Source organism: Ruegeria sp. F5 (assembly GCF_056533845.1).
On record NZ_JBQFOU010000006.1, the window covers coordinates 17175 to 41363 of the forward strand.

Sequence of the window (24189 nt, forward strand, 5' to 3'; positions counted from 1 at the left end):
GTGCGGCAATCGCATTAGAATACGCAATTTAAATACGATGCGTGAAGCGGCCAATGGATTGCAGTTGGGCATAACTGATTCATCTGTCGCATGGGGTGGCAACCAAGCGCAATTGGGATGGTGGGTTTTTTGGCGGGTATCGCCATTAGAGCCGAAAAATACCATTTAAATTCAACGATATATGGCGGAGACGAAGGGATTCGAACCCTCGAGACGGTTTCCCGCCTACTCCCTTAGCAGGGGAGCGCCTTCGACCACTCGGCCACGTCTCCGTCGATGGGTATATCCTTGCAAGCGGCGGGAATACAAGGCGAAATTTCCAATTTGTGCGGGAGGTGGTCAAAACTCCTGAACCCGTTGAAATCAGGGAAAAACACGCCGCTTCCTCTGAGGTTTCGGCAGTGTTTTCAGAGTTTTTCTGACCCTAAGCCGCGCCCGCCAGGTTCAAATGAGCCAACGGCGCTGCGGCGGGACGGGGCGCGGCGATCCGTTATGCATCGCAATCGGCCCTTTTCGGGGCCGGACCGCCAGATAGGGTCAGGCTTTGATGGCCTGTCTCCTCCGGTTTGGGCGGTCCGGTGTTTGTTTTCACCTAGGTTACAGGCTTTGCCTATTTGAAGACATCCACCAGGTCCGAGACGCTGACGCCCTCTTTGATCTCTTTCAGGCGTGCGAAGATCATTGCGATGGCGACACCGCTCAGCCCATAGGCGAAGCCGTTGACGACGACCTGCACGAGGGTCAGCGGCCCGAAACCCGCGGTCGGTGTGGTTGCGAAGCTGCCGGTCAAAATGGCGACGACAAAGGCCAGCGCAAAAGAGATCAGCATGATGCAGAGGAACACCAGCACCAGCGCGCCGACGATGGGCCAGCGGTAGCCCCGGGTCAGGTCGGCGCTGCGCCGCAGGGCACCAAAGCCTGCGCCATCGATCACGATCGCGGGTGCGACGACAGAGAACACGCCGTACAGCCAGACGCCGGGGACGATGAAGAACAGCAGTCCGATCATGTTGCAGATGCCGACCACGATCGACAAAACCGCAATCGCGGGCAGATTGCTGAGGGCCGCGCCAAAATACCGGCCGATCTGCGCGGGACGTCCCAATTTGGCGTCATAGGCCAATTGAACCACCATTGCAGTTGTCAGCGCGACGGCCACCAATGTGATCAAAAACGTCACCATGAACACGAGACCCAATCCGGCAAAGTCGATCTCGCCGGTCGGGTTGGCCCCGATGGACTGGTTCAGAAAAGGGGCGGTGGTCAGAATAATCTCGATCAGCGCGGGGATGAAACCCAGCAGAATTACAATGTGAATCTTCTTGAAAAGGATCGAAAAGGTTTCCGCGACAACCGCGCCTGTGCCGAAGGGTATGTGGGTGTCGGGATGGGGCATATCTGTCATGTTAAAGTCCTGAACTCAGTTAATGCTCCGCAGATAAGGCCGCATGGTCGCTATCACCCTCAAGACGAAAGTTGGGTTTTGTTTTCCCGGATTGGTAAAACTGCAACAGATGGGCCTAGTCCCGAGATTCGGCGTGGCGTTTGTCTTTGCGCTTCTCGCCAAAAAGCTGGCGCTGTTCCAGAAACGCACGCTGCGCCTTGTAGAATGCCTCGAGAAAAGCCTGATGGTCCTGCTCGCGCACCGGATCGGCATATTCGATCTTCTGGCGAATCTGGGTGACAACGGCGGCCAGTGTCTGTTTCTGGCGTTTATATGCCTCGGGGCCCATGGCGCGGTTTGCGGCGCGCAGCACGCTTTCGAGCGTTTGCAGCTCGTAGGCTCCGTAATATTCCAGCTGATGCGACAGGAACCGGAATTTCGGCTGCACGGCGGACGGTGGCCGGGCCATTTTCGTCATGTCCGGCAACAGGATCGGTTTTGGCAGGTGGATCACGAAGGTCCCGGCGACGAAATCGCCCAGCCGCTGCCTGCGCCGGTTGAACAGCGGCACGGACAGAACCGCAAGCACCCAGATCAGCGACAGGATTGACGGTATCAGCATTGCGGTGTTCAGGGTCACGACCATTGTGCCGGGCAGGAAAATCTCGGCCTCTTTCATCAGGTTGCGCACGACCAGAGATTGCGTGGTCAGCGCCTGACCATCGGCCGAGACCACCTTGATCCTCATCATCCGTTTGCCGATGGTCTGCCCGTTCCAGATGAGCTCGGATGCCGCGTAATAGGGGATGCGGATGAAGAAGAACAGCATGGCGGCAATCGCCGTTGCGGTGCCCGAGCTGACGAGTTCCAGCGCCAGCGCCAGCAGGAAAACGGCGATGGCGCCAACGACGGTGATCACAAGATCGGTCAGTTGCGCGGCGGTTCGCACGCCGACGCCAGCGACCCGGAAGTACAGAGGCACGCCTTCGGGCGGCAGCAGGCGGTCCAGCGCGGGTTTGGTCATGACCGTTTTCTCCCGCCCAGCAGGAACCAGAGCAGCCAGAGCAGGCCGATCCCCCAGCCAATCGCGATACGGGTGCTGCGGTCCTGCACCAACTGGCGTCCGAACCCTTCGAGCAGCGCGGCGGCCACCAGCATCAGCGCCGCAATCAGGGCCAGCTTGACCGCGTCATGGCCCGCTGCGCGCAAGGCGGCTTTTCGTGTCTGCTGGCCCGGAAACAGGACCGCAAGACCCAGCTTCAACCCTCCGGCCCCGGCGATGCAGATCGCAGACAGTTCGGTCACGCCATGGATCGAGAGCCAACCGAATATGTCCCAGCCCAGCCCCCGGTCGACATGCAGCGCGTAGAAAACGCCCAGCATCAGGCCGTTATAGAACAGCAGCAAAACCGTCGGCGCGCATAGAAAGGCGCCAAGGCCAAAGACGAGGATGGCGATGCGGGTGTTGTGGGAAAACAGGTAGGTGGCAAAGGCCCCAAGACCGTTGCTTGAGGCGTCGCCATAGATGCGTGAACGCAGGAATTCGGTCGTAGCCTCTGGCCCCCGCCCGCCGGCCAGTTCGGGGGCCATGAAGACATAGAACCATTCGGGATTGTCGAAATAGAAGAAATACCCGGCAACCGTCCCGGCCGCCATGCACAGAAACCCCAGCAGCGTCACCCGCCAGGATGACCGCATCGCCCGCGGGCCGCCGCTGGTCAGGAACTTGCGGAGGATGCCGCCCAGTCTTTGCTGCGGGGCATAGACGCTCAGATAGGCGCGGCTGGTCAGGGCTTCGAGATATTCAAGCAATCCGCGGTCCAGCGATATTTCGCGCGCGATGGACAGGGATGTGGTGGCCTGACGGTAGAGGTCGGCCAGATCGCGCGCCTCCTGAAAGCTCATGCGGTGCAGGCCCCGGGTTTCGGCCTTGTCGACAAGCGCGGATAATCTGCGCCAGTCGCCTTCGCGCTCCTGCCGGAACCGGGCCGAGCGGATCAGATCGCTCTGTGCCATCAGATCATCTCCCGCGCTTTGATTTCCAGATAGGTCGAGATCAGCCGGGCCGAGGCGGTGCCGGGTTCCGCATCGATCACGGTGATGCCCAACTGGTGCAGCCGTTCCAGCACCAGACGGCGTTCCTGTAGCAATTGGCCGGTCGACACGGTCCGGGCCACCCCGTCCATGTCCTGCGGCGGCTGGCTGACCTGCGCCTCGAGAACTGGATCGCGCAGCGCCACGAAAACAATCAGGTGACGTTTGGCCAGAATGCTGACATTTTCCACCATCAACTCGGCCGAGGTTGTATCGACGAAATCCGAGAATACGATGATCAGGCTGCGCTTTGGTGTCCGCGCGTTCAACTCGGTCATCGCCAGCGTGTGATTGGTCTCGACGCTTTCATAAGCCAGTTCGGCGGTGCGGCTGCGTAGGCGGGTGAACGCAGCGCGCCCCGGTTCGGGGGGCAGGAACAGCCGGGGTTTGGCGTCATAGGCGTAAAGCCCGACCAGATCGCCGCCGATGGCCGCCGCCCACGCCGTTGCCAGCGCCGCAGTGATGGCGTGGTCGATCTTGGGTAGGCCCGCGATTTCCTCGCGCATCTGAAAGCCGTTATCTAGGGCAATGATCACATGGTGGTTGCGCTCGGCCCGGACCTCTTTGGCGACCAGCGCGCGGTGCCGGGCCGAGCGTTTCCAGTCAATCGAGCTGGCATCCATGCCGGGGACAAATTCGCGAAGCTGATGAAACTCGGTGCCTTCGCCGATGGCCCGGTTTTCCTTGACGCCGAACAACCGGGACTGAACGGTTGTGGAAATTTCACCCGACTGCACCCTGCGGATATTCGGGATCACTGCGATTTCTAGGCCAAAGGCGACCTTGGGCACAAACTCGAACAGGCGCAGGCGCGAGGTCCAGGACAGCCACAGGTTCGACAGCACCCATGTCCCGCGCCGGATGGCCCGGAAGGGAATGCGGGCATGGCCCGTGGACAGGTCGACATTCGCGGGGCCTTGCAGGCCCTGGGGCCAGTCCAGTTCTCCGCGCAGACCTTGGGTGGTGGGGCTGACGGTGAGGTCGATCTGCGCGTCTTCGCCGACAAAGATATCTCCCAGCGGTTCGACTGAGATCGCCCGTTTGCGCGGCCAGGACAGCAACAGATCGCCGACCGCCAGCAGGCCCAGCACCGCCCACGGCAACCCGGCCACGGGGCGCGTGGCCTCGCCCATGATCACGGCGGCCAGCGACAGGCAAAGCGCCGCGCAGGCCGCGATCAGCAATATGCGGGATGGCCGGATCAGCGGGGGGCCTCGATCTGGTTGAGGATGTTTTCCAGAACCTGCCGCGCGCCGCGTCCTTCGATCTCGGCCGAAGGCGACAGGACGATCCGGTGCTGCAGCGCGGGGATGATCAGGGTCTTGACGTCATCGGGGATGGCAAAGTCGCGCCCGTTCAGCGCCGCTGTCGCGCGGGCCGCCCCGGCGATGGCATCCGCCGCACGGGTCGAGGCGCCAAAGGCGATATCGGCACTTTCGCGGGTGGCGCGCACCAGCCGCAGGATATAGGCTAGAATGTCGTCATCCAGCACGATCCCGTCGATCAGGCCGCGCGCCGCGGCCATGGTGGGCGCGTCCAGCAGGGGTTTTACCGTCTCTACCGCGCTCAGGAAATCCAGCGGCCGGCTTGCATGCTGGCGCAGGATCGACAGTTCGACCTCTTCGGGCGGAAAGATCAGGTTCACCTTGAACAGGAACCGGTCCAGCTGCGCCTCGGGCAGGGGATAGGTGCCTTGCTGCTCGATCGGGTTCTGGGTCGCGACAACGATGAATTCCGAGCCCAGCGAATGGTCGGTGCCATCAATCGTCACCATCCGCTCGTTCATCGCCTGCAGCAAAGCGGCCTGCGTTTTCGGCGGGGCGCGGTTGATCTCATCCGCCAGCAGAATCTGGCTGAAAACCGGGCCTTTGGTCAGAACGAACTCGCTGGTCTGAAAGTTGTAGATCGAGGTGCCCAGAACGTCGCCCGGCATCAGGTCGGGGGTGAACTGGATGCGCCCGAATTCCAGGTTCAGCGCGCCGGCAAAGCTGCGCGCCAGCAGGGTCTTTGCGGTTCCCGGCGGGCCTTCCAGCAGGACATGGCCGCGGGCAAACAGGGCGGTCAGCAAAAGGTCGATCACCTCATGCTGGCCCTGAACAACCTTGCCGATCTCGGCCCGCATGGCCTCGGCATGGGCGAATAAGTCATCAAGCGTCATCGGCAAGCTGCTCCAATATCGATTCAAATTGGTCTACGTAATGTATCGCGTCGTTGGGCCCCAGATGCGCGGGCAGGGCGCGGATCTTTGCGATCACATCCTCCAGCCGCGCCGCGAGGTCGGGCTTTCGGGCCCGGACGAAATTCAGATAGGCCACCTCGGGCGAGGTCTGGGTTTTGTGGCCTGCGCCAAACACCTGCGCCGCGCGGGCGCGCAGGCGGGTGTCGATGAAATCCGACAGCATGGCCCCGTCCTGATCCGTCATCCGCATCAGCCGCGCGCGCACCCGGTTGGCCCGGCGCTTGCCGGTTCCCTGCGCCAGCGGCAGGTCCGCGACCTGCCCGCTGCGCAGGCCACCGCGCCAGATTGCCAGCGCCAGCAGCAGCCCCGCGCCGATCCACAGGATCAGAAACGGCGGTTCGAACAGGCGTTTCAGGTCCTCCCAAGTGCGGTCCCGCTGAACCGCCTGTTCCGGCTTTGTCAGCCAGTTCCGGTCGCTGTAGTCGATGATGATCCGCTTATCCCCTGCAATACCGGGCAGCAGTTGCGCGGCGATAAACGCGTTGTCGCCCAAGGTCAGGCCGTGATTGTTCAGCAGATCGGGGTCGGACAGAACATAGACGTGATCCTGTTCGCCGTCCCCCGGCAAGGGGCACCGCCCCAGCAGCATTGCCCCGTTCCGGCCCAACAGGGGCTCGCACCCGAGCCCCTCAAAGGTCTGGGCCGCATAGATCCGCGCAACCAGATCGCGGTCTGAATTCAGCGCATACTCCCGAAACGGAGACCGCACAAAAGAGACACGCCCGACCTCGGGCCCCAGCACCTGATGCAGCACGGCCTGAATATCAGCGCGCGGGGCAATCAGAACCGGATGCCCGAACCCGGTCAGACGCATGCCGCTGCGCCACTTGGGCAGGATGACAAGGCTGGGTACGGCTTGCGCCCGTTCACGGATGACGTCGACGTCCTGATCAAACTCATCCGCCTGAAACAGCAGGTCTTCCTTGGTCTTGGCCGGGGTCCGGTCGGTGCCGGGATGGGTGTCGTAGATCGGTCGCACCAGCAGCCCGATGGTGCTGCGGTCCAGAGGCCACCCTCCGGTAAAGCTTTGGGCGGCGTGGCCTTCGCTGGTCAGCCAGTAATCCAGCCCGTCAAACCCGCTGGCGGATTCGCGCAGCGCGTATTGCCGCCCGGCCAGGATGTAAAGAAAGATGCCTGCGCACAGCACCACGACGACGCCGATCACGATCCAGTCCAGCCGCATCCGGCCATCGGTGTCGTAGAGGGTGATATCCGTCATGCGGGCACCTCGCGCAGGATCGGGCGGACGCGCGCGACCAGCGCGTCGAAATCCGTCTGACTGATCGAACGATGGCCGAAATTCACCCGCTCGCTCGCCAGCACCAGCGCACGCAGGTCCGGCATGTACCACAGGCTTTGGGGCAGGCTGCGCAGCGCCTCGCGATGGGTCCAGCTGCGTTTGAACAGCACCTCATTGGCGGCAAGGCAGCGGGTCAGGGCCATCTGCGCAAGACCCACAACAGCCAAGTCGCGATTGCCTGACCTGAGCAGGGCGTCAAGGTCCGGCAGCCTGTTTGCGTCCGGCATTTGATCCTCTGGCGACTGACCGGGCTTTCGCCGCGCATTCTCGCCGGCCGAGCGGAACGATACCGAGGCCCGCCCGGCGCCGAAATAGACGAGGGTGAAAATGAAAACCAGAACCAGCGCAGAAATGCCCGCCACGATCAAGCCTTCGCTGTCACCCTCGGACGGGTCCGTTTCAGGCGCGTCGTCCTTTTTCGGGGTAAACTCCGTGTCCAGCGGCGGGGCGGGTTGGGTCGGGTCGAAATAGACCACATCCGTGTCAATGCCCCGATACCGGACGGCCTTTTGATACGCGGCGCCGGATGCGCTGAGGTCCGGCTGGGAAAGCGCTGAATCCTGCGCGCGGGCGACAGTAGCGGCGCAGATATGCACAATGGAAATCAGGACCAGAAGAAATCGCATCGCGGTATCGTTAGTTCACTCTCTTTCCGCATGCAACAACCCGCGCCTTATCACGCTTGGATTGTCAGACACCGGTGCGGCAGCTTTGCCACTGTGCCCCAGCGTCATGCTTTGATGTGACTATATGATGACCATTTGCCATGCCGTCCGGATGGGCGTGTCCGGCCTCAGAGCATGTTTTCAGCCTCCAGCACCTTCCGGGCCACACGGAAACACTCCAGCGCCTGCGGGACGCCGCAATAGATCCCGATCACGTGGATGATGGCGCGGATTTCCTCGCGGGAAACACCGTTGTTGATGGCCCCCCGGCAGTGAATCTCCCACTCATGCATCTTTCCCAAAGCTCCGATCATGGACAGGTTCATCATCGAGCGCGTCTTGGCGTCGATCACCTCGTCCCCCCAGCCGAAGCCCCAGCACCATGCGGTCATCGCCTCCTGAAACGGGCGGGTGAACTCATCGGCGGCGGCCAGGTTCTTTTCCACATATTCGGCCCCCAGCGTGCCTTTGCGCTGCGCCAGCCCTTTCAGGAAAAGGTCTTCGTTGAAAGTGTCGGCCATGTCAGGTCTCCGGTTCGTCAGCAGGTCAGGCGATGGTGATAGAGGTGATCATAATGCGGTTTCATCCGGCGATGCACCTGCCTGACCCGATCCGGTGCATCACCGATATCGATATACGAGCGGGGCTGGGGCGCAAGCCCGGTCGAATTGGCCAGATTGGCATGGAACGACCCGCCATCCCACCAGCTATGCGCCGACGGGTCGCCGCCCGCCTGCCATGTCAGGGCATGTTCAAGGAACGGGATGCCCACCGCCGCGCAAAACTCTTGCGTCATCCCATGCGGGTCTTCCAGCAGATCGTCGCTGTCGATCACCGGCGGCGGGGTTCCGTTCAACGCCGTCAGCAGATCGAACAGGGCGCGTTGTTCCGGAAAACCAACCTCCCCTTCGGCAAAATCCGGCCAGCGTTTGTACATCGAGGTGATGGTCTTGGCCGGATCGCGGATCAGGAAGGCGTGGTTGAAGTGGGACAGGAATTCCGCATCCCACATGTGGTTGATGTAATGGGGGAAATCCTTGATGAAAACCGGACCGCGTTCCGCACGCGCCTGAATGTCGGCCCAGACTGACTCCAGCGTCAGGCCCGGTGTCGTCACGTCCCCCGGCTGAAACCGGTGCCACAGCGGATCTTCGCCCTGATACCAGGCCTCGCCAAACGGTTCGTGCAGGCATTCCATATCGCCGCGCTGGCGCATCATCCATTCAAAGGCGGTCGAGGTCGAGCGGGGCACGGCCCACAGCGCGAGGATTTTGTGCATGATCTCAGGTTCCTTGGTGCCGGAGCCGTTTCAACAACCGGCCATGCGCTGTTGCAGGCGCAAGGCCGAGCGATTTGAAAATACGCCAGTAAAGCGCGATGTCATGGCCGATCACCGGCTTGCCCAGGGCGGCCTCTAGCTGGTCGGCCAGATGCAGCGGGCGCTGCGGCAGGCCATCCGGCCCGGTGCGGAAATTGCACATGCCGTTGATCAGGATCGCATCCGCCTGCGGCGCCTGCTCGGCCACATATTCAAAGCTCTTCATCGCCAGATCACTGTCGAACACCCAACGGCAGGCGTTGATATCCTCCTGACTGTCAAACCACCCCTGATCGTGGAAATTGCCCGCATAAAGCACATCGAACCCGGCCTCCTGCAGAAACCCGACCGTGCCCTGCCACCATGCGGGCCAGTGATAGGCAGCGTTCAGCGCCACCTTTTCCACATTCATCTCGCGCAGCGCTTCGATCATGGCATAGCCCGCCATGTGAAACCGGGTGCCATACTTGTCCGACAGATCCGCGCAATGCTGCCGCACGCCTTCAACCCCCAGCCCGCAGGCATGAACCCAGTTCGAGCCGACCTGACCGCACACATCCACCCCGTTGCGCGACATGCAATGCACGAAATCCTCGAGCATGCCGAAATTCTGTTTACGCTGATCCAGCCCGTGCACATAGTCCGGCACATGCAGCATCCAGCCATGCACGCCGACCGTTTCCGGGCAGATGCGCAGAAAATCCGACGGGGCGGCGTCAAAATCGAAGGGCGGACAGGTGAAGCCGACCTGATGCGGGAACAGCTTGTGTTCGGGTCGCCAGTCTTCGGGCATCAGCATGGGGATTCTCCGGTCAAGGATCCACCGCCTCGCGCATCCATTGTTGCAACCGGGCAATCGAGTGTTCCGACATCACGCCACAGCCCGGGTCCAGCACCAGCGGGCCGGGGCGGTAGCCGCGGGATTTCAGGCCGCGGTGGACGCTCTCGACCAGACGGATGTCTTCCTCGACCGTGGTTTCGCGGTCCTGCACCGCCAACTGCCGGATTACCGCGCTTTCCGAGCCGCCCTCGGTATACCAGCCGCGCCAGACGGTGCAGTGGTCGGCATCGTTTGCGCGCCAGTGATAGGTGTTCAGCACATTGCCTGGGTAGCACTGGAACGAGAACATTGGCCACAGGAACCACGACTGATAATCCCCCGCATGCGGCACCGACAGGTCGATGGGATAGGTCATTTTGTCGAGGCTTTGGCACTCGGTGGTATGGCGCAGCACATAGCCGCCGCCCGCGTCGGGTTGGATGTCATAGGTCTCGGGCTTGACCACGCCTTCGGCAAAGGTCGGATGGTTGGTGGGGCAGTGGTAGCATTCCGAGTAGTTCTCGATACTGACCTTCCAGTTGCAGTTTTCGGGAATCTCGACCCATTCCAGCGGTTCCAGATCGTCGATATGCGGAACGAAGGCGCGGATTTCCTCACGCACGCCGGGATACCACTCGTCCATCGGCGCGGCGGTGTCGTCGAGATTAACGAAGATGAAGCCGTTGAACACCTCGGTCCGCACCGAGGTCAGGCAGATGGTACTGCGGTCAAAGCCGGGGACGGATTTGATGTTGGGCCCGGCGCGCAACTGGCCGGACAACTCATAAGTCCAGGCGTGATAGGGGCAGACGACCACGCGGGTGTTGCCTGCGCCCGTCACCATCTCATGGGCGCGGTGTTGGCAGACGTTATAGAAGGTACGGATTTCGCCGTCGCGGCCGCGGATGCAAAACAGGCTCTGACCGGCGATCTCGAAGGCGAAATAATCACCCGGTTCCCGCACCTGCGCCACATGGCCCGCGAACTGCCAGGTTCGGGCCAGCAATCCCTGCAGTTCCTGCTCGAATATCGCAGGGTCGGTGTAATAGCGCGCGTCCAGCGAGTGGGTCAGGGGGGCGTTCATTCGGGCTCCTCCGCGTAGAGGCCAAGTTGGTGTCTGCGTTGGTGAAACCGCTCCACCCGCTCGACGATCTCATCGCTGGACACGGCAATCACGAAGGACAGCAGCGTTTCCAGCAAGGCGATGGTCGAGACGGAGGAGGGGAAGAATTGCGGCGTGTCGGCGGCCACGACAAAGCCGTGCTGCGCGTTCAGGATGACCGGGCTGGCCGGGCTGTCCGAAATGCCCACCACGGTCAGCCCCTGTTGGCGGGCCAGCTTTATCGCGTCGATCACCTCGGTCCGGTAGGGGTGGCAGGTGATGGCGATCAGCACGTCCTGTTCATCGGCCCAGGCCAGATCGTCGACAGGGGTTGAGCCGGGGCGGGGAATGGCGTGGAACTGTTTCATCCCCGTCGAGGCCAGATAGGTGAAGTTGCGCGCGTTGGCGTTGTTGACACCGACGCCCAGCGTGAAAATCTGGCGGCAGGTCCAGATATCCTCGGCTGCGGATTTCAGGCTTGCGGCATCGATCCCGGCAAAGGTTTCCTCGATATTGCGGATCGCAGCGCCCACCATATCGGCATAGAGCCCGCCCAGTTCCCCGGACTTGCCGATATCCTGCAACCACCGCGCGCGGTCGGGAAAGGACACGGTGCCCTGCCGAATCGCGTCGCGGAAGGGGGCGCGGAAATCTTCATAGCCTTCGAACCCTACCTGCCGGGCCATGCGAACAAACGTGTTGGGCTTGACCTTTGCGGCCTCGGCAATCTCGCGCACGGTCGAAACCCCAACATCCGTTGGGTTTTCCAGCACATACCGCGCGGCCTTCTGAGCCTCGGGCGTCAGGGCCTCCCATTCCGCGCTCAGGCGGTCGAGAACGATTGATGATACATTTGTGTCATTCATGATTGACGATGGTACAAATGTGGAATTAGCCTGTCGAGCAGAAAAGCGACTCGGGAAGAGGAAATGTCATGTCCGAGAAGAAATTGCCGTCACACGCCCGCGTGGTCATCGTTGGAGGCGGCGTCATGGGGGTCGGTCTGGCCTATCATCTGGCGCATGAAGGCTGGGGCGACGATACCGTCCTGCTGGAAAAGGCCGAGCTGACCAGTGGCAGCACCTGGCACGCGGCGGGGCAGATCACCCATTCGACCTCGAGCTTCGGGCTGGGCAAATGTGTGGATTACAACATCGGGCTTTACTCCGGTGCGTTGGAGGCCGAGACGGGCCAGCCCGTCACATGGCATGGCTGCGGCTCGTTCCGTCTGGCCTATACCGAGGATGAGATGGACTGGCTGCGCCACACCCTGTCGGTGGGCCGGTCGCTGGGCTTCAACATCGAACTGGTCGGGCCGGAAAAGGTGGCGGAACTGCACCTGTTCTACAATCTGGAAGGCGTGTTGGGCGCGCTGCATACGCCGGATGACGGTCATGTCGATCCGACCAACGTGACCATGGCGATGGCCGCGGGTGCGCGTCAGAAGGGCGTGCGCATCTTCCGCAACTGCCGCGCCACAAACATCACGCAGGCCGAGAACGGCGAGTGGGTGGTCGAGACAGAGCAAGGAACAATCACCTGCGAGCATGTGGTGAATGCAGGCGGCACCTATGCCCGTCAGATGGGCGAATGGTCCGGGTTGCAATTGCCGATGACCTCGATGACGCACCACTATTTCGTGACCGAACCGGTGCCCGAGTTCCAGAACCTGGACACCGAACTGCCGGTGATCCGCGATGACCGTAAGGTCTCGGGCTATATCCGGATGGAGCAGCAGCGCGGGCTGATCGGGATTTACGAGAAGGAAAACCCGAATTCGGTCTGGCATGATCATTGCCCGTGGGAATACGAGAACTGGCTGTTCGATGCGGATTACGACCGGGTGATGCCATGGCTTGAGGAAAGCCTGAACCGGATGCCGATCTTTGCCGAGCTGGGCATTCAGCGGGATGTGCATGGGGCGATTTCGCACCCGCCGGATGGCAACCCTCTGATCGGGCCTGCGCCGGGGGTGCGCAACTACTGGTGCTGCTGTGGCACGCAGATCGGCATTGGCTGGGGGCCGGGTCTGACGCGCGAGCTGGCGCGCTGGATGGTGCATGGGGCTGCCGATATCTCGATGCGCGAGTTCGACCCGCGCCGGTTCGGTAGCTATGCCACCAAGGATTGGCAGGTGATCAAGGCCGAGGAAGATTACTGCCTACGCCACGAAATCCCCTTTCCGCATTTCAACCGTCTGGAAGGGCGTCCGATCAAACCGTCGCCTCTCTATGAGTTGCTGAAATCCAAGGGTGCAGTGCATGAGGAGGTTTATGGATTCGAGCGCCCGCGCTGGTTCGCCCGCGATGGCGTCGAGCAGCGCGACCACTACTCCTTCCGCCGCACGCCCGCCGACGACATGGTCGCGGCTGAGGTCAAAGCGGTGCGCGAGCGTGTCGGCATCATGGATGTGACCGCCTTTACCAAGGTCGAGGTTTCGGGCCCGGATGCCTACGCACTGCTGGATCGGCTGACCGCCAACCGGATGCCGCAGAAGGTGGGCTCGATCACGCTGACCCATATGCTGAACCGCCGCGGCCGGATCGAACTGGAAACAACTATCGTCCGCATGGCCGATGACCGCTTCTATCTGGTCTGCGCGGCCTTCTTCGAACAGCGGTTGCTGGATCATCTGGCGCAGCAGCGTGCGGGTGAGGATGTGCAGATCACCGCCCTGTCCGCCGATTGGTCGGCCCTGTCGCTGAACGGCCCCCGGTCGCGGGACGTGTTGGCGCGCTGCACCGATGCCGATCTGACCAATGCCGGGTTCCGCTGGCTCTCGGCGCAGGAAGTCACTATCGCGGGCCACAAGGTCTGGGCCTTCCGCATGTCCTATGCGGGCGAGTTGGGCTGGGAATTGCACATGCCCAACGCCGCCTGTCTCGACGTCTACACCGCGCTATGGGCGGCGGGTGAGGTGCATGGCATCGCCGACTACGGCAGCTTTGCCATGAACGTGATGCGGATGGAGAAGGGCTTCAAAGGCGCGGGCGAATTGACAAATGAGGTCACACTGGCCGAGGCGGATGTGCTGCGCTTTGCCCGCACCGACAAGGACTATCTGGGCGGGGACAAGACCCTGAACACCGACCTGCCCTGGGTCTGCGCCTATCTGGAAATCGAACCGGACGGAGAGATCGACGGCCATGGCGGCGAGGCCGTCATGCTGGACGGGCGCGTTGTGGGCTCGACCGCCTCGGTGGCCTATGGGCACACGGTCGGCAAGATCCTCGCCTTTGCCTATATCAAGCCCGAGGCCGCCAGGCCAGGGACGGAGTTGCAGGTGGTAATCCACGGCACCCCCCGCGCGGCGCGCGTGCTGGGGGAACCGGCCTATGATCCGCAAAGCCTGCTGCCCCGCACCGATGCCGTGATGGAGACTGCATGATGAAACTGCTCGATACAATGAAAGCCATGGTCACGATGGGCCATGGCGGTCTGGAACAGATGGTGCTGCACGAAGGCTGGCCGCGCCCCGATCCGGCCCCCGGCGAGGTGCTGATCAAGGTCGCGGCCTGCGGCCTGAACAACACTGACGTCAACACGCGCTCGGGCTGGTATTCGAAAACCGTCACCGATGCGACCACCGGCGGCGCGTTTGACGAGGTCGGGCAGGACGACCCCACCTGGGGCGGCGCACCGATCACATTTCCTCGCATTCAGGGGGCCGATATCTGCGGGCAGATCGTGGCCGTGGGCGACGGGGTCGATCCCGCGCGGATCGGTCAGCGCGTCATCACCGATGGCTGGCTGCGCGACCCCGAGGACCCCGGCAACATGGACAAGACCGGCTATTTCGGCTCGGAACGGGACGGCGGGTTTGCCGAATACGCCACGACACTGGCGGTGAATGCGGTGCCGATCACCTCAGACCTGTCGGATGCAGAACTGGCAACGTTTTCCTGCTCTTACTCCACCGCCGAAGGCATGCTGACCCGCGCCAATGTCACCGAGGAAGACACCGTTCTGGTACCCGGAGCCTCGGGCGGCGTCGGCGGCGCGTTAGTGCAATTGGCGAAACGGCGCGGCGCGCGTGTGATCGCCCTGGCGTCCGAGGCGAAACATGCCGACGTGGCCGAACTGGGGCCGGACATGATCCTGCCGCGCGCGCCCGAAAATCTGCGCGCCGCGCTGGGCAGCGAGAAGATCACCGTGGTCGCGGATGTGGTCGGCGGCCCCTATTGGCCGAACCTCATCGACTGTCTGGAACGCGGCGGGCGTTATACCTGCTCGGGCGCGATTGCAGGCCCAATGGTCGAGTTCGACCTGCGTACTTTCTACCTGCGTGACCTGACCTTTACCGGATCAACCGTGATCGCCCCGCAGGTCATGCGCAACCTCGTCACGTATATCGAAGCGGGTGAGATCAAACCCGCCCTCGCCGCGACCTATCCGCTGGAGGAGTTGCGCGACGCCCAGGCGGCTTTCATCGCCAAACAGCACACCGGCAATATCGTGGTGGTACCATGACGCTGGACGATGTTCTGGAAGCCGCCCGGCAGGTGCATCAGGCCCATCCCGATCTGTCGGCTTTTGGGCCGTGGCCCGATGACCTGACCCCGACCGAATTGCACCCAAACGCGGTCCCTGCCGTTCCTCTGGTGCAAGAGATCCCCACCAGCGACGCGCCAACGAATCCGCTAACCGACGCGATCCGCGCAACCGCACATCTGGCCCATTGGAAACACACCTATACCGAGGCCGAGGTCGGAGCCGATTTCCTGAACCGCTATGGCTACTACGAACTCTTCGGCCCGACCGGCCATTTCCACAGCACCCAGTTGCGGGGCTACGTGGCCTATTGGGGCGCGGGCCTGACCTATGACTGGCACAGCCATCAGGCGGAGGAACTGTACCTGACCCTGGCCGGTGGCGCTCTGTTCCGGGTCGATGGAAACGACGCCTATATCGGCCCGAACCAGACCCGCCAACATGGCAGCTGGCAGAGCCACGCCATGATCACGCCCGACGAGCCCATCCTGACCTTCGTACTGTGGCGCGGTGAAGGCATGGCCGATCTGCCCCGGATGGACGCCGCATGAAAATCACCCGCATCCGCATCTACAAGACCGCGCTGCCCTATGTGGGTGGGGCCTATGTCTGGGGCGCGGGCAATGCGATTGAAACCGCCACCGCCTCGGTTGTGGTCATCGACACCGATGCCGGGCTGCAGGGATGCGGCGAATTCACGCCCTGCGGTGAAAGCTACATGGTCGCCCATTCCGAAGGCGTGGCAGCGCTGGCGCGTCTGGTCGCGCCGAAACTGCTGGGCGAAGACCCGCGTCAGGTAGCCCGGATCGAGCAGCTGATGGACCATCTGGTGCAGGGGCACGGATACGCCAAGGCCCCCTTCGATGCCGCCTGTTGGGACATTCTGGGACAGGCCTGCGACCAGCCGGTCTGGATGCTGCTGGGCGGCAAGCTGACCGATGGCGCGCCGATGTACCGGGTCGCGCCGCAAAAAACGGTCGAGGAAACAGTGGCCGAGATGAACGCCTATCGCGATCAGGGCTATCGCCAGTTTCAGATCAAGGTGGGCGGCGACTGGGCCAGTGATATCGACCGCATCCGCGCCACCGTGCCGCTGCTGCAACCGGGCGAAAAGGCGATGGCGGATGCCAATCAGGGCTGGCGCGTGGACAATGCGATCCGGGTGGCGCGGGCGACGCGCGATCTGGACTATATCCTCGAACAGCCCTGCCGCAGCTATGAGGAATGTCAACAGGTCCGCCGCGTCGCCGAACAGCCGATGAAGCTGGACGAATGCCTGACGGGCCTGCATATGGCCCAGCGGATTGTCGCGGATCGCGGGGCCGAAATCTGCTGCCTGAAACTCTCAAACCTCGGTGGGCTCAGCAAGGCGCGGCGGGTGCGGGACTATCTGATCGACAACCGCATCCCCGTCGTCAGCGAAGACACATGGGGCGGCGAGATCACGACCTCGGTCGTCGCCCATTTTGCCGCCTCAACACCCGAAGACTATCTGCAAAACACCACCGATCTGATGAACTACAACAGCCGATCCACCGGAATCGGCGGTCCGATGTCGCGGGATGGCAAGCTTTATGCCCCGGATACGCCAGGACTGGGCGTGACACCGGATTTCGAAAGCCTCGGCGCGCCCGTGGCGGAGTACGCCTGATGAAGATCAAAACCATCACCGTCTATCAGGTCGACCTGCCGCTGGAACACCCCTATTGGCTGTCGGGCGGTCGCCTGAAATTCGAAACGCTGGATGCGACGCTGGTGAAAATCGAAACCGATAGCGGCCTGACCGGCTGGGGCGAGGGCACGCCGTGGGGTCACACCTATGTTCCCGCTCACGGCCCCGGCATTCGTGCAGGGATCGAAACCATGGCCCCGTTCCTCCTCGGCCTCGACCCCCGCAAAGTGCTGGAGGTGGAACGGACCATGGACACCGCCTTGCCCGGCCACCTCTATGCCAAAAGCCCTATTGATATGGCCTGCTGGGACATCGCGGGGCAGGCGGCGGGCCTGCCGATCGCCGACCTGATGGGCGGCGGGTCCCGCACACCGCGCCCGATTGCCTCGTCTGTCGGGGCCAAGACAGCCGAAGAAACCCGCGCCGTAATGGACCGCTACCGCAACCGCGGCTACGTGGCCCATTCGGTCAAGATCGGCGGCGATGTCGAACGCGATATCGCCCGGGTCCGCGACGTGGAAAGCATCCGCCGCCCCGGCGAGATCGTGCTTTATGACGTCAACCGAGGCTGGACCCGGCAACAGGCCCTGCGGGTGATGACAGCCTGCGAAGACCTGAACGTGATGTTCGAACAGCCCTGCGAAACGCTGGACGACATCGCCGCCATCGCCCCCCGCCATGCTTCGCCCGTATCAGTAGATGAAAGCCTCGTCACCCTGCAGGACGCCGCCCGCATCGCCCGCGATGGGCTGGCCGAGGTGTTCGGGATCAAACTCAACCGCGTCGGCGGCCTGACCAAAGCCGCCCGCATGCGCGATATCGCGCTGGCCCACGGAATCGATATGTTCGTGATGGCCACCGGCGGCTCGGTCCTGGCCGATACCGAGGCGCTGCATCTGGCCGCCACTATCCCCGATGACAATTGCCACGCCGTCTGGGCCTGTCAGGATATGATCGCTGTCGATATCGCCGGCGGGCGCGGCCCCCGCAACATCGACGGCCACCTGCACCTGCCCGAAACCCCGGGCCTCGGCGTCCACCCCGACGAAGACACCCTCGGCCCCACAATCGCAACCTACGAGGCCCCGCGATGATCCCCTGCTTCATCTGTCCAAAAATATCCCGGGGCGTGAATTGGCCGCAGGCCAAGAGAGGGGCTGGCCCCTCTGACAGCGCCACGCCACACCCCACAGGACGGCCCGCATGAAGATCACCAAGCTCACCCTCTGGTCCGTCAACCTGACCAGCCACGAAACCTACCACATGGCCGACGGCAAAACCTGCGCAACGGTCAAAACCCATATCCTGTGCCTGGAAACCGATACCGGCCTGAAAGGCTGGGGCGAGGTCTGCCTGATCCCGCACTACCTGCCCGCCTATGCCGATGGTGTGCCTGCCGCAATCACCGAGATGGGGCCGGAAATCCTCGGCATCACCCCCTTCGGGGCCGACGCGCCCATGCGCAAGCTCGACGGGGTTCTGCAAGGCCACCGCTATGCCAAGTCGATTGTAGATATCGCGCTCTGGGACCTGTTCGGACAGGCCACGGGCCAGCCGCTCTATGCCCTGCTGGGCGGGCGCACGCGCAAGGACATGCCGCTCTATCACTCGATCACCTGCATCGCGCCGGATGAGATGGCGCGGATCGCCAAAGTGGCTTATCAGACCGGTATCCGCCAGTTTCAGGTCAAGCTGGGGGTCGAGGCCGACTGGCAGGCCGATGCCGAACGCCTGATCAAAGTGCGCGAGGCCGTAGGGCCGGGGCCCATCGTCTATGGTGACTGGAACTGCGGCGCATCGCGGCTGCAGGCCACCCGAACCGGGCGCGCTGTCGCACATCTGGACGTGATGCTGGAACAGCCCTGCAAGACGCTGGAAGACTGCGCCGCTGTTCGTCAGGCGACCGGCTTGCCGATGAAGATCGACGAAAACGCCCACGATCTGGCATCCCTGCTGCGCGCCCACGAACTGGGCTGCATGGATGCGGTGGCGCTGAAACTGTCCAAGTTCGGCGGGCTGTCGGCAATGCGCCGGGCGCGCGATTTGACCGTGCATCTGGGGGCCGAGATCTGCGCCGAATGCACGTGGGGCTCGGATATCGTCACCGCCGCCTCGCTGCATTTCGCGGCCTCGACCCCGCATGGATCGCTGCTGAACACCTGCGATCTGTCCTCTTACGTGGCCCCGCGCCTCTGCCCCGATGCACCCGACCGCGAAAACGGCAGGATTGCACCGCCCGACGGTCCGGGCTTAGGTGTAACCCCCGACCCCGAAATTCTTGGTTCCCCGATACTGGAGATCGTCTGAGATGCTGAAGATCAACACGCAATCCGAATGGATCGCCCGCGCGAATGAGGTTCTGCCCGCCGGGGGATTTGGCAATTTCGACCCCGGTATCCTGATCGCCCGCGGCCAGGGCAGCCGGGTCTGGGATGAAGATGGCAATGAATATATCGACTATCTGATCGGCTCGGGCCCGATGCTGCTGGGTCACGGCCACCCCGAGGTGATGGAGGCGGTGCTGGAACAGCTGCCCAAAGGCATGACCTTCTTCGCCAATAACAGCAAGGGCGTCGAACTGGCCGAGGCCATTATCGACGCCGTGCCCTGCTGCGAACAAATCCGCTTTGTCGCCTCGGGCGGTGAGGCGGATATGTATGCGCTCCGTCTGGCCCGGGCCTACACAGGCCGTGACAAAATCCTGAAATTCGAAGGCGGCTATCATGGGATGAGCGCCGAAGCGCAGATGAGCCTTGCCCCCAGCCGCGAGGTCAATTTTCCGCAAGCCGTGCCCGACAGTGCCGGTATCCCGCAGGGTGTGGCCGACCAGATGCTGATCGCGCCTTTCAACGATCTTGAGGCGGTCGCCACCCTGCTGACCGAGCATGACGATATCGCCGCGATCATGGTCGAGCCGTTGCAGCGGATTATACCGCCCCAGCCCGGCTACCTGCAGGGGCTGCGCGATCTGTGCTACAAGCATAACGTGCTGCTGATCTTCGATGAGATCGTCACCGGTTTCCGTCTGACCTATGGCGGTGCGCAGGAACGATATGGCGTGACCCCGGATATCTGTACGCTGGGCAAGATCACCGGCGGGGGGTTCCCTCTGGCCGCGCTGGGCGCGAGTGCTGAAATCATGAAGCATTTCGACAAGTCGCAAGTGGGCGAGGAGGGCTGGCTGATGCAGCTGGGCACCCTGTCCGGCAACCCCGTGGCCTCGGTCGCGGGTCTGAAAACGATGGAAATCCTGCGCCGGGACGGGGCCTATGAGCATCTGCGCGGCATCGGAAAGCGCCTGCAGGACATGCAATCCGACGCGCTGACCCAAGCCGGTATTCCGCACCGCATCTGCGGGGATGAGACGCTGTTCGACATCTATTTCACCGAAAACGCCTGCCGCGATTACCGCAGTGCCAAACACGATGATCCGCAGCGCAATACTGTCTACAACGCCGCGCTCAGGGCCAATGGCGTGTTCAAGGCCCCCGGCAAGCTCTACCCGTCGATGGCCGTGACCGAGGCCGATCTGGAGCAGACAAAAGCCGCCGTCCAGCGCGCGGTCGAGGCGATTGGCCGGGTCTGAGGCGCGCCCCAAATCAAACGGGCCGCTGTTGCAAACAACAGCGACCCGCTACCTATTGAAGTCGGGGGTCAGCCTCGCCCCCTCGAATACTGAAATAACCACCAACAATCTGAAACTTTTCGATACTTTCGAGGCTGACCCGACTTAACAACTGGTATGCCCTTATAGTGCGGGAAGAAGGGCCGCGCGACTGTGAAGCAGTTCACACAGGCTAAACTTTTACGTGTTTTTCCAGTCAAAGAACCCGGGACCCGCTTGTTTCAGCAGGGTTTCCGCCATTGCACGGCCCATTTCCGCGCCATCGCTGACCGCGCCGGTGGTGTCGTCGGCAATCGCTTCGGCGCCATTGGGGCGCAGCACTTCGCCGCGCAGACGCAACTGGCCATCCTGCAGTTCCGCCAATCCGGCGATGGGCGTTTCGCAGGACCCGTCCAGCGCCTGTAACAGCGCACGTTCGGCGGCCAGACGCTGGCTGGTCTCGGTATGGTGGATCGCCTCGAGCATCCCGGCGGCGCGGCTGTCGTCGCTGCGGCGTTCGATGCCGATGGTTCCTTGTGCGATGGCGGGCAGCATGTCGTCGGTCGAAATTGCCGTGGCCGGGACCTCGGCCATGTTCAGGCGCCGGATGCCCGCCATGGCCAGAAAGGTGCAATCGGCCACGCCATCGGCCAGCTTTTTCAGCCGGGTCTGCACATTGCCGCGAAACTCGACCACCTGCAGGTCGGGCCGCCGGTTCAGCAATTGCGCCCGGCGGCGCAGGGAGGAGGTGCCCACAACCGCGCCCTGCGGCAGTTCGTGGATCGAGCTGAGCCTGGGCGAGATGAACGCATCGCGCACATCCTCGCGTGGCAGGAACGTGTCCAGCACCAGACCCTCGGGCTGTTCGACGGGCATGTCCTTGGTGGAATGCACGGCGATGTCGATGTCGGCCCGCAGCATTGCCTCTTCGATTTCCTTGGTAAAGAGCCCCTTGTTGCCGATCTCTTTCAACGGGCGGTCGGCTTCGATCATGGCGCGGTTGTCGCCGGTGGTCTTGATCACCACAATCTCGAACGCGTCTTCCGGCAGGTCGAACGCGTCGCGCAGCCTCTGGCGCGTCTCATAGGCCTGGGCCAGTGCCAGAGGCGAACCACGGGTGCCGATCTTCAGCGGCGATACGGGGGTGGGCAGGGTCAAAGTCATACGCACAGCTTTAGTCGCGTCACTTTGCCCTGACAATGGGGGCAGAGCTTGACAAATTGCCACTGAGGCACGACCGGTGGCGGAAACCGGATGATTGGGGACAGAGATGGCCGAGACAAAGAAACTGCTGCGGGCGCTGGCGGGCGAGGTGCAGGACGTGCCGCCGATCTGGATGATGCGTCAGGCCGGGCGGTATCTGCCCGAATACCGCGCCACCCGTGCGCAGGCGGGGGACTTCCTGTCTTTGTGCTACAATCCCGAACTGGCCGCCGAGGTCACGTTGCAGCCGATCCGCCGCTACGGGTTCGATGCGGCGATTCTGTTTGCCGATATCCTGCTGGTGCCGCAGGCGCTGGGGGCGGATCTGTGGTTTGTCACCGGCGAAGGCCCGCGCCTGTCGACCATCACGCAGCAGGCGGATTTCGATGCGCTGAAACCGGTCGAGGACATCCACGAGACCCTGTCGCCCGTCTACGAGACGGTCCGCATCCTGTCGCGGGAGTTGCCGTCCGAGACCACGTTGATCGGCTTTGCGGGCGCGCCCTGGACGGTAGCGACCTATATGATCGCCGGGCGCGGCACTCCGGATCAGGGTCCGGCGCATGCGCTGCGCGAGGAAAACAACGCTTTGTTCGAGGCGCTGCTGGACCGGATTACCCTGGCGACGATCGAGTATCTCTCGGCCCAGATCGAGGCCGGGGCGGAAGTGGTAAAGATCTTCGACAGCTGGGCGGGCTCGCTGAAAGGCGAGGCGTTTCGGAAATATGCGGTTGAGCCCTGCCGGGTGATCACGCAGGCGATCAAGGCGCGTCATCCGGGTATTCCGGTGATCGGCTTCCCGCGCGAAGCGGGTGAGGGCTATGTCGGCTTTGCCAAGGCCACAGGCGTGGATTGCGTGGCGCTGGACAACTCGGTGTTACCGGACTGGGCGGCTGAGCATGTGCAGGTGGATGGCTGTGTGCAGGGCAATCTGGCCTCGTCTCATATGGTGACAGGAGGGCAGGCGTTGGTGGATGAGACGCGCCGGATTGTCGAGGCGTTTTCCAAGGGGCCGCATATCTTCAATCTGGGGCATGGGATCACCCCGGATGCAGACCCGGAGAACGTGCAGTTGATGATCGATACGGTGCGCGGGCGGTAGGTAAAGGAAGGGGGCCAGCCCCCTTCTTGGCCTGCGGCCAATTCATCCCCCGGGATATTTTTGGCAAGATGAAGGGCAGATCAGTCGCTTTTGGAGAGGTCGGCGAGGATTTCTTCAGTGTGTTCGCCGCGGGTCGGGCTGGGTTTTTGGTTCCAATTGTAGGTTGAGAAGCGGGGGGCGGCGGCGGCTTGCAGGGTGCCGTCGGGCTCTACCCATGTGTTTCGGGCTGCGTTCATCGGATGTGCCTGGGCCTGTTCGGGGCTGAGGACCGGGGCGACGCAGGCGTCTGATCCATGGAACAGGTCCGCCCAGTGGTCGCGGGGGTGTCGGGCAAAGATTTCTGTCAGGCGCCGGGTCAGGGCTGGCCAGCGGGCGCGGTCGTATTGCTGTTGGAAATCGGTGTCCTCCGACAGGCCCATGATTTGCAGGAATTCGGTATAGAATTTGGGTTCCAGGCATTGGACGGTGATGAATTCCCCGTCGGCGCAGGTGTAAGTGCGGCTCCAATGCGGGCCGTCGAGCAGGCTTTGGCCGCGCAAGTCGCTCAGGTTGCCGGATTGGCGCAGGCTCATCAGCAGGTTCATCATATGGGCGGAGCCGTCATAGATCGCCGCGTCGACGATGGTGCCCTGACCGGTTCTTTGCGCGTTGAGCAGCCCGGCCAGAATGCCAGCGACCAGATACATCGCGCCGCCGCCGATATCGCCGACCAGCGTGGCGGGCGTCTGCGGCGGCTGGCCGGGGGGTGAGCCGTACCACAGCGCGCCGGACAGGGCGATGTAGTTCAGGTCATGCCCGGCGGTGCCTGAAAGCGGGCTGGTCTGACCCCAGCCGGTCATCCGGCCATAGACCAGTTTTGGGTTCAGCGCGTGGCAGACCTTGGGGCCGAGGCCCAGTTTTTCCATCACGCCGGGGCGGAACCCTTCGATCAGCGCATCGCCGGTGGCGATCAGGCGTTTGGCGGTGTTCAGGTCGTCTGGGTCTTTGAGGTCCAGCGCAATGGAGCGTTTTCCGCGGTCCAGAACGGATCGTTCGGGCGTGCCGGGGGCTGTTGTGTCTGCTTTGCGGTGGATGGTGATCACGTCAGCGCCCAGATCGGCCAGCATCATGGCGGCAAACGGGCCGGGGCCGAGCCCTTCGATTTCGATGATGCGCAATCCGTTCAGCATATGTCCCTCCGTCGCATGTAACTTTT

22 protein-coding genes and 1 tRNA gene are annotated in these 24189 nt (G+C 62.8%); 8 read left to right on the forward strand and 15 right to left on the reverse strand.

Annotation, left to right across the window (positions count from 1 at the left end; genetic code table 11):
* Positions 1–182: 182 nt before the first annotated feature.
* The 13 genes from ACR0K1_RS10695 to ACR0K1_RS10755 form a co-directional block, all read right to left on the reverse strand.
* Positions 183–272, reverse strand: a tRNA-Ser gene (locus ACR0K1_RS10695).
* 338 nt (positions 273–610) lie between these two features.
* On the reverse strand, positions 611–1405 hold the full coding sequence (locus tag ACR0K1_RS10700; RefSeq protein WP_480613960.1) for a hypothetical protein: 795 nt from the start codon (positions 1403–1405) through the stop codon (positions 611–613).
* A gap of 115 nt (positions 1406–1520) precedes the next feature.
* Positions 1521–2408, reverse strand: a complete 888-nt coding sequence (locus ACR0K1_RS10705; RefSeq protein ID WP_480613961.1) for an RDD family protein — start codon at positions 2406–2408, stop codon at positions 1521–1523.
* Entirely contained in the window at positions 2405–3400 is a 996-nt protein-coding gene (locus ACR0K1_RS10710) for a stage II sporulation protein M (protein ID WP_480850562.1), read from the reverse strand. The genes ACR0K1_RS10705 and ACR0K1_RS10710 overlap by 4 nt, the downstream gene beginning before the upstream one ends.
* Positions 3400–4662: a DUF58 domain-containing protein gene (locus ACR0K1_RS10715; protein ID WP_480613965.1), complete on the reverse strand. Its 1263-nt coding sequence runs from the start codon at positions 4660–4662 to the stop codon at positions 3400–3402. The genes ACR0K1_RS10710 and ACR0K1_RS10715 overlap by 1 nt, the downstream gene beginning before the upstream one ends.
* A gap of 17 nt (positions 4663–4679) precedes the next feature.
* Positions 4680–5636, reverse strand: coding sequence for an AAA family ATPase (locus ACR0K1_RS10720; RefSeq protein WP_480850564.1), 957 nt, complete (start codon positions 5634–5636; stop codon positions 4680–4682).
* Complete coding sequence (locus ACR0K1_RS10725; RefSeq protein WP_480850566.1) at positions 5626–6936, reverse strand: hypothetical protein; 1311 nt, start codon at positions 6934–6936, stop codon at positions 5626–5628. The genes ACR0K1_RS10720 and ACR0K1_RS10725 overlap by 11 nt, the downstream gene beginning before the upstream one ends.
* Complete coding sequence (locus tag ACR0K1_RS10730) at positions 6933–7643, reverse strand: DUF4129 domain-containing protein (RefSeq protein ID WP_480613971.1); 711 nt, start codon at positions 7641–7643, stop codon at positions 6933–6935. The genes ACR0K1_RS10725 and ACR0K1_RS10730 overlap by 4 nt, the downstream gene beginning before the upstream one ends.
* Before the next feature lie 167 nt (positions 7644–7810).
* A complete protein-coding gene (locus ACR0K1_RS10735) occupies positions 7811–8203 on the reverse strand; it encodes a carboxymuconolactone decarboxylase family protein (protein ID WP_480613972.1) in 393 nt (130 codons plus the stop codon).
* A 17-nt stretch (positions 8204–8220) separates the two neighbouring features.
* A complete protein-coding gene (locus tag ACR0K1_RS10740; protein ID WP_480613974.1) occupies positions 8221–8961 on the reverse strand; it encodes a sulfotransferase-like domain-containing protein in 741 nt (246 codons plus the stop codon).
* 4 nt (positions 8962–8965) lie between these two features.
* Positions 8966–9799 carry an aspartate racemase/maleate isomerase family protein gene (locus tag ACR0K1_RS10745; RefSeq protein ID WP_480613976.1) on the reverse strand — a complete coding sequence of 278 codons (834 nt, stop codon included), beginning with the start codon at positions 9797–9799 and terminating at the stop codon, positions 8966–8968.
* Between the two features lie 13 nt (positions 9800–9812).
* Positions 9813–10904 carry an aromatic ring-hydroxylating oxygenase subunit alpha gene (locus tag ACR0K1_RS10750; protein WP_480613978.1) on the reverse strand — a complete coding sequence of 364 codons (1092 nt, stop codon included), beginning with the start codon at positions 10902–10904 and terminating at the stop codon, positions 9813–9815.
* Positions 10901–11788, reverse strand: coding sequence for a MurR/RpiR family transcriptional regulator (locus ACR0K1_RS10755; protein ID WP_480613980.1), 888 nt, complete (start codon positions 11786–11788; stop codon positions 10901–10903). Before ACR0K1_RS10755 ends, ACR0K1_RS10750 begins: the two co-directional genes overlap by 4 nt.
* 68 nt (positions 11789–11856) lie before the next feature.
* Between ACR0K1_RS10755 and ACR0K1_RS10760 the strand changes: the two genes are divergently transcribed.
* The 7 genes from ACR0K1_RS10760 (at position 11857) to ACR0K1_RS10790 (ending at position 20671) form a co-directional block, all read left to right on the forward strand.
* The gene (locus tag ACR0K1_RS10760) at positions 11857–14310 is read left to right on the forward strand and encodes an FAD-dependent oxidoreductase (RefSeq protein ID WP_480850570.1); all 2454 of its coding nucleotides are present in this window, start codon (positions 11857–11859) and stop codon (positions 14308–14310) included.
* Entirely contained in the window at positions 14310–15392 is a 1083-nt protein-coding gene (locus ACR0K1_RS10765; protein ID WP_480850571.1) for an alcohol dehydrogenase family protein, read from the forward strand. Before ACR0K1_RS10760 ends, ACR0K1_RS10765 begins: the two co-directional genes overlap by 1 nt.
* On the forward strand, positions 15389–15964 hold the full coding sequence (locus tag ACR0K1_RS10770) for a dimethylsulfonioproprionate lyase family protein (protein ID WP_480613985.1): 576 nt from the start codon (positions 15389–15391) through the stop codon (positions 15962–15964). The genes ACR0K1_RS10765 and ACR0K1_RS10770 overlap by 4 nt, the downstream gene beginning before the upstream one ends.
* Entirely contained in the window at positions 15961–17064 is a 1104-nt protein-coding gene (locus ACR0K1_RS10775) for a mandelate racemase/muconate lactonizing enzyme family protein (protein ID WP_480613987.1), read from the forward strand. Before ACR0K1_RS10770 ends, ACR0K1_RS10775 begins: the two co-directional genes overlap by 4 nt.
* Entirely contained in the window at positions 17064–18179 is a 1116-nt protein-coding gene (locus tag ACR0K1_RS10780; RefSeq protein ID WP_480613989.1) for a mandelate racemase/muconate lactonizing enzyme family protein, read from the forward strand. The genes ACR0K1_RS10775 and ACR0K1_RS10780 overlap by 1 nt, the downstream gene beginning before the upstream one ends.
* A gap of 109 nt (positions 18180–18288) precedes the next feature.
* Positions 18289–19392, forward strand: coding sequence for a mandelate racemase/muconate lactonizing enzyme family protein (locus tag ACR0K1_RS10785; protein ID WP_480850574.1), 1104 nt, complete (start codon positions 18289–18291; stop codon positions 19390–19392).
* Position 19393: 1 nt separating this feature from the next.
* A complete protein-coding gene (locus ACR0K1_RS10790) occupies positions 19394–20671 on the forward strand; it encodes an aspartate aminotransferase family protein (protein ID WP_480613993.1) in 1278 nt (425 codons plus the stop codon).
* Positions 20672–20890: 219 nt separating this feature from the next.
* Here ACR0K1_RS10790 and hemC read toward each other — a convergent pair whose 3' ends face one another.
* Positions 20891–21853 carry a hydroxymethylbilane synthase gene (gene hemC / locus ACR0K1_RS10795; RefSeq protein ID WP_480850577.1) on the reverse strand — a complete coding sequence of 321 codons (963 nt, stop codon included), beginning with the start codon at positions 21851–21853 and terminating at the stop codon, positions 20891–20893.
* A 106-nt stretch (positions 21854–21959) separates the two neighbouring features.
* Here hemC and hemE point away from each other — a divergent pair, with 106 nt between their 5' ends.
* Complete coding sequence (hemE, locus tag ACR0K1_RS10800; RefSeq protein WP_480850579.1) at positions 21960–22994, forward strand: uroporphyrinogen decarboxylase; 1035 nt, start codon at positions 21960–21962, stop codon at positions 22992–22994.
* Positions 22995–23074: 80 nt separating this feature from the next.
* Here hemE and ACR0K1_RS10805 read toward each other — a convergent pair whose 3' ends face one another.
* Positions 23075–24163, reverse strand: coding sequence for a CaiB/BaiF CoA transferase family protein (locus tag ACR0K1_RS10805; RefSeq protein WP_480850581.1), 1089 nt, complete (start codon positions 24161–24163; stop codon positions 23075–23077).
* Between the last annotated feature and the right edge of the window lie 26 nt (positions 24164–24189).